This window comes from Bradyrhizobium sp. SRL28 (genome assembly GCF_018596315.1).
Taxonomy (GTDB): Bacteria; Pseudomonadota; Alphaproteobacteria; order Rhizobiales; family Xanthobacteraceae; genus Bradyrhizobium.
Genome location: NZ_JAHEAG010000088.1, coordinates 1 through 11,604, shown reverse-complemented (window position 1 = coordinate 11,604; position 11,604 = coordinate 1). Strand labels below are relative to the sequence as shown.

General features: G+C 58.2%; 12 protein-coding genes and 3 pseudogenes. 11 read left to right on the top strand and 4 right to left on the bottom strand.

Annotation, left to right across the window (positions count from 1 at the left end; translation table 11 throughout):
* The first annotated feature begins 106 nt into the window (after positions 1–106).
* The gene (locus KIP88_RS44105) at positions 107–979 is read left to right on the top strand and encodes a host specificity protein (protein ID WP_249791517.1); all 873 of its coding nucleotides are present in this window, start codon (positions 107–109) and stop codon (positions 977–979) included.
* A 576-nt stretch (positions 980–1,555) separates the two neighbouring features.
* Here KIP88_RS44105 and KIP88_RS44100 read toward each other — a convergent pair.
* On the bottom strand, positions 1,556–1,843 hold the full coding sequence (locus KIP88_RS44100) for a hypothetical protein (RefSeq protein ID WP_214494298.1): 288 nt from the start codon (positions 1,841–1,843) through the stop codon (positions 1,556–1,558).
* A 520-nt stretch (positions 1,844–2,363) separates the two neighbouring features.
* Here KIP88_RS44100 and KIP88_RS44095 point away from each other — a divergent pair.
* Positions 2,364–2,954, top strand: coding sequence for a hypothetical protein (locus KIP88_RS44095; RefSeq protein WP_214494297.1), 591 nt, complete (start codon positions 2,364–2,366; stop codon positions 2,952–2,954).
* Positions 2,955–4,498: 1,544 nt separating this feature from the next.
* On the opposite strand, the pseudogene KIP88_RS47540 reads toward KIP88_RS44095, so the two are convergent.
* The 3 genes and pseudogenes from KIP88_RS47540 to KIP88_RS44075 form a co-directional block, all read right to left on the bottom strand.
* Positions 4,499–4,880: pseudogene (locus KIP88_RS47540) on the bottom strand (transposase); the annotation flags it as partial.
* Between the two features lie 73 nt (positions 4,881–4,953).
* Positions 4,954–5,553, bottom strand: coding sequence for a nodulation methyltransferase NodS (gene nodS / locus KIP88_RS44080; protein ID WP_057850273.1), 600 nt, complete (start codon positions 5,551–5,553; stop codon positions 4,954–4,956).
* Positions 5,554–5,696: 143 nt separating this feature from the next.
* A complete protein-coding gene (locus KIP88_RS44075; RefSeq protein WP_214494291.1) occupies positions 5,697–6,035 on the bottom strand; it encodes a hypothetical protein in 339 nt (112 codons plus the stop codon).
* Positions 6,036–6,163: 128 nt separating this feature from the next.
* Between KIP88_RS44075 and KIP88_RS47535 the strand changes: the two are divergent.
* From KIP88_RS47535 to KIP88_RS47530, 9 genes and pseudogenes are all read left to right on the top strand, one after another.
* Positions 6,164–6,386: pseudogene (locus KIP88_RS47535) on the top strand (DUF3363 domain-containing protein); the annotation flags it as partial.
* A gap of 260 nt (positions 6,387–6,646) precedes the next feature.
* Positions 6,647–6,943 carry a type II toxin-antitoxin system RelE/ParE family toxin gene (locus KIP88_RS44065; protein ID WP_214494290.1) on the top strand — a complete coding sequence of 99 codons (297 nt, stop codon included), beginning with the start codon at positions 6,647–6,649 and terminating at the stop codon, positions 6,941–6,943.
* 14 nt (positions 6,944–6,957) lie between these two features.
* Positions 6,958–7,266, top strand: a complete 309-nt coding sequence (locus KIP88_RS44060; protein WP_057847589.1) for a HigA family addiction module antitoxin — start codon at positions 6,958–6,960, stop codon at positions 7,264–7,266.
* A 177-nt stretch (positions 7,267–7,443) separates the two neighbouring features.
* Entirely contained in the window at positions 7,444–7,653 is a 210-nt protein-coding gene (locus KIP88_RS44055) for a hypothetical protein (protein ID WP_249791516.1), read from the top strand.
* Between the two features lie 21 nt (positions 7,654–7,674).
* Positions 7,675–9,309, top strand: a pseudogene (locus KIP88_RS44050) (recombinase family protein).
* A 247-nt stretch (positions 9,310–9,556) separates the two neighbouring features.
* On the top strand, positions 9,557–9,838 hold the full coding sequence (locus KIP88_RS44045) for a DUF3141 domain-containing protein (RefSeq protein ID WP_249791515.1): 282 nt from the start codon (positions 9,557–9,559) through the stop codon (positions 9,836–9,838).
* Positions 9,839–10,346: 508 nt separating this feature from the next.
* A complete protein-coding gene (locus KIP88_RS44040; protein ID WP_214494289.1) occupies positions 10,347–10,967 on the top strand; it encodes an N-acetyltransferase in 621 nt (206 codons plus the stop codon).
* A 9-nt stretch (positions 10,968–10,976) separates the two neighbouring features.
* Positions 10,977–11,240: a hypothetical protein gene (locus tag KIP88_RS44035; RefSeq protein ID WP_214494288.1), complete on the top strand. Its 264-nt coding sequence runs from the start codon at positions 10,977–10,979 to the stop codon at positions 11,238–11,240.
* Positions 11,241–11,305: 65 nt separating this feature from the next.
* Positions 11,306–11,434 carry a DUF4411 family protein gene (locus KIP88_RS47530; protein WP_249791514.1) on the top strand — a complete coding sequence of 43 codons (129 nt, stop codon included), beginning with the start codon at positions 11,306–11,308 and terminating at the stop codon, positions 11,432–11,434.
* The last annotated feature ends 170 nt before the right edge of the window (positions 11,435–11,604 follow it).

The following is an 11,604-nucleotide window of genomic DNA, read 5'->3' as shown; positions in this document are numbered from 1 at the left end:
GGTGATGCGCCCCCTCTGTGCGTCAGCTTATTGTCAGCTCGCGCGCCTATCATTGTCCACAGGTCTTCGAGTAGGCCAGTACGTTGCGATAGGGAGAGCAAACCGCATGTATAGTAGCAGAATCACTGGTTCTTCCAGCCAAGTTCCAAGCGCGAGCCAGGCCGATGAATCGGAGCTATCGGCAGACGGCCGTAGGTTTACGGAAACGCTTACGGCGCCTGGTTCGTCCTCGGGGGCGACACGGCCGTACTCCCTCATTTCCGAACCTCCCATCGATGAGATTGACAGGGAGTCATTCAGGGAAGAACTGAGAAATTTTTACGGTAAGGACATCAAGCACATAGCCGATAATCCGCAAGAATACTCGGATTTCGTTTCCGAAAAGGCTGAGCGCACAGCGATGGTCGCCAGAACCGGATCCACCGTAGAGGATTCGGACCATGCGCGATATTTCAGCTATCAATTGGGTAACAAGAGTGTCGGGCTTCTAAAGACCGAAGGTCGACGCCGCATGGGAGGGGAGGCGTGGGAGCGGCACTTTCCTGGGCGAAAACACGTCTCGTCCGTTGTCGATCTCCGGGTTACTCATCCGCTCGTCGAGAACGCAGGCGATGTTCTGCTGGAACATCAACTTCGGCTTGACGGCAAGCGGGCGTTGGTCATGTCGCGTCCTGCCACGGATGAGGTGAAGCCCCGTCTAGAGCAGATGGGTTTTGTTTACGTGGGGGACAATGAAGATGACAATGAATATGTGCTTGACCCTAGGCAGCATCCCGACAAGTGGACGCTGAACGATGAGGGAAAATGGCAGCGGGCGGACAAGCCTCGGCTATATCTCTCCAAAGTTGAGAGTAGTGATGACGAAAACGAAGGAAGTGTCGAGAAATATTCGGGCGAAGAATACATGGAGACGGATTCGTCGGGGGACGATCCTCTTTGGTACTTCGACCGGCTCAATTTAGGCCCGGGGACTGGCTAGCAGAAGTCGCGCCGGGTGCGGCTTGGCCTGAAAGTGGCCGACTTCTCGTAGCGGCATGCACCGGGAAGGGGCGCTGCAACGGGAGCGCCCGCCACGCGCGGGTGTGCTCTCGATGCGGCGCGCGAGCGGAATAAATTGGCAGCGGCGGCGGTCCTCGAATTTGGCGGCAGAGCAGCTTCTTTGGAAGCCCTAGTCAGCTGCTCTGAGCTACTTTTTGCCTCATTGGCAACTCTCTGGGATTTGAACGCTCCACCATCGATGCGTTGCGCGACTCTTGCAGGGCGCTTCGCCGGACGATCAATTGAGGTGTGCCTCCTCATGACCGCCAACGGCCAAGCCGAATGTCGCTGCCGACTGCGATCTGCGGCTTCAACGACATTAATCCGGCGCGCTAGGGGAGGAGCAAGCGATGAAACCAGTCTGGCTCTAGATCGATGAAAAACACCCGCGCGTGATGCAAACCAGATCGCGCTGTTCGTGGATCAATACCGCCAATTGTCTGGACACTTGGTCGTCGAGCCGAGGAGGGGCTCAGCTGCTCGCAGCTCCGCTTTCCGCGCCTCATCCAGACGTCATTCACGGATAGCGAAATGTCTTGCCCTCAATTGCTGATCTTAGTGCTCGCTGGGACGCCATTTCGCGATGCTCCGCCTGCACATTCTTGTTCAGTGGACCGCTTATCCTCAAGTCAAGGGCTGCTTCGATCGCTCCCAATTCAGTATCGTTGCAGCAGTCCTTGAGTATGTTGGAAGACGGCGCGAGTGAGTGCAGCGCCAAGCCAAGCTTGCGCAGCGTTTCAATGATGCGCACTGCGATCTCTTCACGAGTGGCATTCAGAACTGTATCAAAGGGCAATTTGAACATTGGTCTGTTCGTCGATAAAGCGTCTGAGGTGAGCATCCTGCGGAAGCGCAAGGGGTGGCCGCCAATTGCCGTTACATGCTACAGCCGACCCGACTGTGCGTTGGCGCGGCCGCTCGCTGGACCCCTTCACCAGCTGTTTAGCGCTTGGTAAGTGTAAGCAGCGAGCTCGTCGGCTCGAAGAACATCACGAGCGATTGCGATTGCGACTGAGGCTTGGGAGAAGCCTGGCTCATCCGGCCACTTGCCGAGACCGTTCACCAGGTTCGACGGGCACCGCTGCGCCTTCGACGGCGGGATCAAGCTCGGAAACGGTCGCCTTATGATCCCGGCATTCAAGGGAGCTCGTTCCGTCGGCCGGCCGTGACTGAACTGGAAGAGCAGCTGTTTCCGGCGGTGCGTTGATGTGGTGAGGTAAAAAAGGAAGATCTGGTGCTCTGAACCAAACTCGGAAGCTGAAAGGCACCATTGTGACCATATCCGTGAGGAAACGTACGCGTTCTTCTCAGTGAAGGTGAAGGAGATGGCGAAAGTTTGTACCGGCCTCTCGATGGAGGTTCTTTACCGGTTCAAGGAGAAGCAAGCCGCCCGGTTGCATGTGCTTGCCGGCATTGGAAGCGGAAGAAGAGAGATGATCTACACTACGGTTTGCTCAGCAGTTTGTTCGAAAATCAAGCGAGGCAAAGGAGGCGACGTGAGAGCACAAGTTCTAGAAAAGCTCGAGGCTGGCCGCGTACGATATGGCCAATTCGCCAGCGCGCCGGAGTCAGGTCCTTGCGGCCTCTTTTTTGTTCAGGGGCCTTGTGGCTGCAAGCTCAGGATAGTCGGACTTGTTCGCCCAGGTTGGGAGCATATCTCCGTCTCTACGCCGCGACGTTGTCCGAACTGGGAAGAGATGTGCTTCGTCAAAGACCTGTTTTGGGATGAAGAGGAGTGCGTGATGCAGCTGCATCCTCCTCATTCGCAATACGTGAATAACAGCCGGTATTGCCTGCATCTCTGGAAGCCGACTCGTCGGGACATTCCAATGCCACCGGCTAGCTTCGTTGGCGTCGTCGGGCTTGATCCATCTGAAACGGCAATGTTGCTTGCACAGATTGGGGGGCTATCATGAGACCCGTATTACTACAACGATTTGAGGGCCCCAACAGGGGGCGCCGCCGCATCTATTCCGGTAGGAACGACAACTGCGATAGACGAACAACTCTCTTCAATACATCTAAGATGCTTGTTGATGTTTGTTCGGGGAGTTTTCAGATCCCTTCGGCTGATCGACAAGGGCTGGGACTCCCGCCAGACGATATCGTTGCCGTGGGGAAACTCGTCAGCTTGGCGTCAGCTCGCATCCTTAGGGTGCCGATCCGTCAATAGGCGGTGAACGATTAGCCTTATCACGCATCGAGAAGAGCAGCGGGTTATAGCGAGCATGTCTGGCCCTACGGAGGACACGGCACGTCTGGATTGGGTGCCGTTCTGGTTGCGATCGGCCTTGGATATAGCCGCATTGTGCTGTGTGGCGTGCCTTTTGATGACGGCCGTTATAATGACGAGCCTTTTCGGCGGCGTACTGCTTTTGCTTCATCTGAGGCGGCGGGCTCGGTCGGCGCAAATCGCAACGTCTATTGTGGAAGGTGAAACAGATCGCTTTCGAGCGAAAAATGAGAAGCATGTCGAACCGCACCAAGAAGTGGTTGGGTGGCGCACACAAACTCGACCCGCAGCCTCAGGAGATACGATCGAGTAGGACCCGCAGTAGTCGACCGCCTGAAAACAGCAGATCGCGCCACATGAGATGCGCTCCTGTCATAGTTTCAACTTGCAAGAACGGGGAAACGGGTTCGAGCCTCTGGACTGGCGAGGAGGTCAGCCGATGCCGTTGCACTGCATCAATGAGGCGCGCCTGAGCAGGGTAGCGCCTCTCAAAGCAGAGAGTATACTCATCGCAGCGTGCCTCAACGCTGAGTACCGTGACACAAGCTCAATCCGGCATACGGTCAATGAGCTAGCGCGTGGCTGCCTCGCGGGCGCTGACTACACGATTGAGGATACGTATGTTCTTTACGCGGGTGTCGGTAAGAAGGATGGCAGGAATCTACAGGGCGGATCGTCTTAGGGATTCGTGCATAGATCAGCCACGCCTCGTGGCGGTCTGAGCTTGAGACGGAGCTGGTTGATATCTGATCGCGCACCGCCGCTCCGAAGTAACCAGGGGTCGAGAATGATGGGCGGAGAGCAGCTCGTTCAAGGGCTTAAGGAAGCAGGAACAAGGGCGCGCAGGGAATGTTCAGATATTTGTGTAAGAGGCCTCTGTGAAGCTGGATTGCAGTCGTTTCTGGCATTAGCCGGACATTGTCATTTGATCCTATGGTGGCTAACAGTGGCCGGGCAGCAAGCCCTGTCAAAGCCGCAGCCGTCGCAGGCGGGGGCCGCAGGCCCGCCTTTTCAGAGCTTGCTGATCGGCCAAACTCGGGCCGCCGGATAAGGCGGACATTGTGGTCATCGCGCTGATCCCGGAAAACGCGAGCCGAAGTGAATGGCGAACTGGCCCATGGCGGCAGTCCACTCGACACCTCGCCGCCACCTCAATCCGGCGTTCTTGTGCGAGATAAAGCAGCTTCAACGCGGCGTCGTCGTTGGGAAACTGCCGCGGGTCTTGATGATCTTGCGCAAGCTAACGCGCGCGTAGAGGCTCAGGATTTTGTCGTCGAAGCCGTCGAACGGGTCTGGCCCTTGGCGATCAATAGCGGCTCGAACCTGCCGGCCCGGTCGCGTGGCAAAGCCATGTCGATCTCGCCGTCCTCGGTCAGGATCGTCTTCGCGCTGGTCCCGTTGCGGCTATTCTATTGCCGCTGCCGCGGCCGGCCGGGTCCCCCTTCTCGTAGCCAAGATGATCGCTCAGCTCCGCGCCAAGCGCCCGCTCAATCAGCGCCTTCTTCAGCTGCTTGAAAAGCCCGTCCGTACCTGTGAGGTCTTCTGGCTTCTCATAGTTAGCAAGCAGTTGATCCAGTAGTTCAGGTGTAAACGTCGTCTCGGTCGTCATGTGAGTCTCCTCGGTAAGGTAAACTCACAGAAGCCTGCTTACACATTCTTTCTGACACCCTCTTGAGCCGGCATCAATTCGGCTTCCGAAAGCAGGAGATCAAGCAGTCTTCGTTAGCCGACTGACCTTGGCAACTCACTCGCTCGACTTCGACCAACGATTCCTTCAACATGAGCATGCAAGTCTCAGCTCCAGCGGCATGGCCCCAGCGCCTGCAGTTGGTATCTCGGGCTGAGCCAAAAACCAGCTGTCCATCTGGCGCCAGCATCTGCACCAACTTGCGGATAGTCGCACGCATCTCGGCCACGCCTCCAAGGTAGTAGAGGACTTCGGCCAGTACGATCAAATCAAACCGCTCGGCGGTCGAAAACTGCTGAACGTCCGAAGCCATCCAGGTTATGTGCGACCACCGTTTCGTCCGCAGGCTAGCTCGACGAATCGCTTGCGGCATAACGTCGATGACTGTGAGCCGTTTGCAATGAGGTGCTAGTATTTCCGTAAATGCGCCGGCCGCGCACCCGACCTCGAGGGCGTGCGAAATCACGCCTTGCGAAAGCGATAGCCGGAGCATTTGCGAGTGACGCTCGCGTTCGAATGGATTACCGTCGAGCCTCCACGGATCGTCGGCGGCTAGTTCCTGCTCTAGCGATTGATGCTTGCTGTCCGAACTCATGAGTCACCTACCTACTGAGAATGCACGATCGGGTGCCCGTGCCGATGCTGTCAAACAAGACCAGCCTCGAAGAACTACGGGAAAGCTCCGCCTCCGCGGGTCTACCGACCATTGAAGAGCCTCCAGTCCAGCTTTCGCAGACCTCATGAGCACCTCGTCAGTCCCAATCCAGTACGGCGCACACCAGGACGCAGCTGGGCAATCATCCGTTCGCGCTTGCCTATCATCCAGCAACTGTGTTGAAACCAACAAGTCATTTCACACGCATTTTCCTGATTGATGCTTGAGTTAGCCAGCGTCTGATTATGGGGATTGCGGCAAAATTGGTAAAATCTATTGTTTGGATGGAACATATCCAGTCCGGTAATGGTCCGCGAAGAACGCATTGGCGTTAAGCGCATGATGAGCCGGCCGTCTTGACGTAGCAGCACATGCTGAACGGCCCCCACGACGTTGATCCGGCGAAGATCCTCGCCGGACATCGAATGCCTCGAAAGCTCACGTCATGACGCAGAGCTGGACGCGCTCGAACACTGCTCGCGGCGAACGTTCGAGCCGATGCCACTGTTTGATGAAGGCCAGCGGCGGCTCGTCCGATGATCGCGTCAGTTACACACCGAGCAAGCCGGGTGAGTTCGTCGCCGGCAAGCTTGCGGGCATCGCCACGCGCGCCAGCGGGCGCTTTGCCATGATCGACGACGGCCTCGGCTTCCAGTTCGTCCCCTGGCAGCAGCCTGTGCTCGACAAGCGCATCGGCCAGCATCAGCGGTGTGATGCGCGACAGCGGCGGCATCGAGTGGAGCTTCGGACGCAAACACGGGTTGGGCTTGTGAAGCAGCGGAAAGCCTTGCGTGCTTGGCGCGAGTGGGCCGGGTCAGCGACGACTCTTCAAGGCTGCCGCTGTCGCGCCTCCTCTTCGCGGCTGACGGCCTGGACCAGCCGTCGCCGCCCCGGCTTGGGCTCTCCAAGCAAGTAAGGCTAATTGAGGGCGCGAGCGCTCCAATGCCCGAGGTCGAAGGGGTTCGCAGTGGTAGGTTGCGGCTTGTAATATGACCCATAGGGTGGTACATAGGCTCTATGTTGGAGCCTTGGAATGATCGTTGGCTTTCGGGATGAATGGCTACGCGCCTTCTTTGTGGATGATGTCCGGTCGCGGAACGTCCCGCCCGATCATGAAGCCCGGTTATTCCGCAAGCTTCAGATGATCGACGATGCGACGACCGATCAGGACTTACGCGTGCCGCCCAGCAATCACTTCGAGAAGCTGCGCTGCAATCTGGCGGGGTTCCATTCGATCCGCGTCAACCAGCAATGGCGGTTGATCTTCCGCTGGGACGACAAGCGAGGCGAAGCGGCGGGCGTCTATCTCGATGATCACAGCTACCGATGAGAGCGAGGCAAACCATGCTGACGACGAAGCGCAAGCCGGCCACGGTCGCCGAGATACTGACCGAGGAGTTCATGGAGCCGATGGGCTTGACCCAGGGCGCGCTTGCCGAGGCGATGGGCGTTCAGCGCAAGCACGTCAACGAGTTGTGCAACAACCGCAGGAACGTGACGGCGGCGACCGCGCTGATCCTCGCCCGCGTGTTCGGCAACAGCCCGGACTTCTGGCTCAACGTGCAGCGGCGCAGCGATCTCTGGGAAGCGATGAACAGCCCCAAGGAGCGTCAGCGGATCGAACGCGCTCGTCCGCTGAAACGCGCCGCGTAGTCGACGATGAATTGCGATGAATAGCTCTGGTCCCGCACCACGCAAGTATTTTCACGCTGCGCGGCTTATCGCGCAGCTTAGCGTATCGTGGCGCAAAATTAGGCTACTTCTTGCTTTCGACAGATCGCGCGATCCTGGCGGGATATCCCGAGCGCGCGCCAAACCCAGCAAAGACCGTTGCGTCCCGGCATCCTGCCGGATGATCTTTTCGACTATGCCAGCATCGAGCCGTGGCCGCGTGCCGGCAGGCCGCCAAAGCATGATCTTGCTGACTGGACCGTCACAGTCGATTGGCCCGACCGCGTCGCGGTCACGGACGCCGAGGTGGACGTATTCGAGGCGTGGTTCGCCGATCTCTTCGACGACCTGTTCGGGCCATGCCGATGATCTGACAAGGAGACGCCCGCCATGACCGTGCCCCAATGTTCGAAAGGGGCGCGCGCCGCCCTCTATCTGCGCGTCTCGACGGCGCGGGAGGCCGAGCATGATGTCTCCATTCCTGATCAGAAGCGGCAAGGTGAGGCTTATTGCCCGGCGCGCGGCTATGCGATCGTCGAGACCTATGTGGAGCCGGGAGCCTCCGCGACCAACGACCGCCGCCCTGAGTTTCAGCGCATGATCGAGGTGGGCACATGCAAGCCCGCACCCTTCGACATCGTCGTGGTTCATTCGTTCAGCCGTTTCCTTGAGTTCTATGTCCGCAAGCTGGCGAAGAACGGCGTCAGGCTCGTCTCCATCACGCAGGAGATGGGCGACGATCCCATGCATGTGATGATGCGTCAGATCATGGCGCTGTTCGGTGAGTATCAATCCAAGGAAAACGCCAAGCACGTGCTGCGAGCGATGAGCGAGAACGCCCGGCAAGGCTTCTGGAACGGCGCGCTGCCGCCGATCGGCTACAGGATTGTCGCAGCCGAGCAGCGCGGCGCAAAGACCAAGAAGAAGCTGGAGATTGATCCGCTGCACGCCGGTGCGGATGATCTATCGTCTGTTTCTGGAGGGAGACGGCGTGTCCAGGCCGATGGGCGTGAAGTCCATCACTTGCTATCTCAACGAACGCCGCATCTTCACCCGCGATGGCGGGCGCTGGGGCCTGGCGCAAATCCATAGCATCCTGACCCGCACGACCTATATCGGCGAACACAAGTTCAACAAGCGCTCGCACAAGGACCGGGAGCGCAAACCCGAGGGTGAGGTCGATCGCGACATCTTCGATACCGTTCAGGCCCGCCTGAAATCCCGTCACCCCATGGTGACGCCGACCCGCGTCACCAGCGGTCCCACGCTTCTTACCGGCATCTGCTTTTGCGCCAAGTGCGGGGGAGCAATGCGCTCCGGACTGGCAAGGGCAGCGCAGGTAGCATGTATCGCTACTACACCTGCTCGACACCCCGGCAGGGGGAGACCGGCTGCAAGGGTCGATCGATCCCGATGGACCAGCTCGACGATCTTGTCGCCGATCACCTTGAGAGCCGTCTGCTCCACCCCGACCGGTTGGAGGGAGTGCTTGCCAGCGTCCTTGACCGTCGCCAAGAACGCTCAGAGCGCCGCCGCGAGCACATCGCCGAACTCAACAAACGGATCACCGAGACCGACCAGCGGCTCAACCGGCTCTATGACGCGATCGAATTGGGCGTGGCCGAACTGGACGCCCCAGGTCTGAGAGACCGCATCGCGGGCCTCAAGGCGATTCGGGATCAGGCCACGGCCGATGCAGAGCGCGCTCAGGCAGCGCTCGACAATGCCAGCAGCCAGGCTGTCAGCCCCGACATGATCAAGACATTCGCACGCGTGGCCCGCGAACGCATACGGATCGAGGGCGGCGGCTACCGCCGCGAGCACCTGCGCGGGCTCGCTCAGCGCATTGAGGTGGCGGAAAAGGAGGTCCGCATCATGGGATCGACGTCGGAACTGCTGCGAACCCTGGTCGCCGCCTCAAGCGAAAAATCAGCGGCTCTCGGCGTTCGCGGTTCTGTACTGAAATGGCGCACCCGACGCGATTCGAACGGGTGGCCTCCACCTTGTGGCGCTCTATCCAGCTGAGCTACGCGCGTGCATCTCGCAGTGCTTGCGCGCATTTGTTGCAAATGTGAAGCGACGAATAACGCTCTCGCAAGTCGTTGAATTACGACCTCTGAAAACTCTTTTTTGCACCAGCTGGTTTGACACGTGCATTCGGGGGCAAGCGTCTGAGCTGTCATCGCGGAACTCGCTTTCCATGACCCGCTAGAATTGGGGCACGGGGATTTCGCACAAGACACGCGTTGCATCGTGGGCTTCGCAGCTGCGCTTGACCCTCACTCTGGAGGCGATCGAAGCGTTGATGCCCGGGCTCTACGAAATGTACGTCAACGACATTCAGGAACATGATGGACGAAAGTGTTTCAGTGTTGAACTGGTCAGGCGCAGCTTCAAGGACATCCGTGCATTTAACGACAACTATCGAGACGAGTTTCCTTTCGGCGCCGTCGACCGCACATCTCAACTTCAGGCCCAGATCTATCACACCACCCCAGCGGCCGACCGGAGACAATATCTGGGGCCAAGCAAGCATTGGCCGCACCAAGAATGACACAACTTTATCAATTCCTTTGGTTGTGTTTCTTTCTCGACGCACTCGGAAAGTTCAGAGACGAAGAGGAAAGCCGGTAAGTTAATACGTCGACTTCATCCATTGGATGAATGGACCGAGTTACGACGGAGATCATGGTGTCGGCATCGCGACGCCCGTGGAGCGCTTGCCGAGGTTGCTTGGCGCGAGAAGATGAGGCGCGCCGTCCGCTTCGAACGATGGCCCCATCCGACTGAGGGCAATCGTATATGCGGCTTCGCAGTTGGCACGTGTTTTGAATGTCAGACCTTACCAGAACAGCTCAATGGGAGACGAGGTGATACGTTATCAGATCGCGTGAAAGATCGTTGGTCAACTGCGACCTCAAAGTGCGACATTTGCTAACCTGGACGCCCGATGCATCCGACGAAGGCCTCTGTCGGTGTATCCTTTCTCTGCTCTCGTTCAGAGCCATTTGTCCTGCACCCTTGTAACTCTGACGCCTAGATTGAGACCCGGAAATCACATTATGCCAGCGGAGTCGGACATCAAATCTGCGAACGCAAACAATCGCACAAGCACCGTCTGGACAATTGTGCTCGGCTTTGCCGCCGATCCGTTGATGCGGTGGAGTTGGCCTGACGCAAGGCGATATCTTCAGAGCATGCCTCAGTTCATCAACGCCTGTGGCGGACGAGCATTCGAGCATGGCACAGCGTACGTCGCGGGAGGGATTCGCGCCGCGGCCCTGTGGCTGCCTCCCGGCGTGCAACAAGACGAGGAGGCGCTGGACGAAATCATGGCGCAGTCCCTGAGCCCGGGGATTACCGATGATATGGCACACCTGCGGCGGGGAATGGCCGAACATCATCCCCCCGGGCCACATTGGTATCTGCCTCTCATTGCCACCGATCCCAACTGGGCTGGACAAGGGCTTGGCACATTGCTGATGAAATACGCTCTTCAACGATGTGATGAGGAGGGCATTACCGCGTACCTTGAAAGTTCAAATCCCGAGCACATTCCCTTTTATCAACGCCACGGCTTCAAGGTCATTGGTGAGATACAACATGGCTCTTCGCCGCCGCTTACGCCAATGTTGCGAACGGCTATTAAGCGAAGTCGGAGACGCTTCGAACGCTTTAGCTAGCTGGAAGCGTTGGCCCAGCGCTTTGGCGTGAGCCAGGAAGCCGTGCTGCGGCGGCTGCTGACGCTCGGTCGCACCATCCAGGCCTTCTATGACAGCAAGCGCGCTGATTTCCAGAAGATCTACGCCCAGCTTGACGAACAGAAAGAACCGTCCGAAGGGGGCCCCAAGTATCATTACGTGGTGCTGAGTCAGCTCGGTCGCACGTTTTCCCAGCTTATTTACAGGGCTATCACGATCGATATTTCACACTGCGCGATGTCGCGGGTCTCTTAAATATGAATGTTACGACCGTTGCTGTAATGGAAAAGGCGGCCTTTGGCATGGCGGCCTAAACCGGAATGGCCAAGAAGATTTACTGCATCGATACGAGTGCGCTGATTGCCGCATGGTACGAGCGCTATAAACCGAAGCGGAAGCTTTCAGTCTACCGGCTGCTGAAGGCCCATGACCTGATCACGGCCCGCTGACTCCGGATTTCGGAGGTCTGGCTGATGGTGTCACCATAATCGGCACTCTACCGCGAGACGCCCCCAACTACATCCCGTGTCGAGCGGCCTGCGTCGATCGGTGCTCCGCCTCGGCAAGCGGATAGCGTGGGTGTCCGCCAAGCACTGTGCTCAACAACGACTTACAGAAC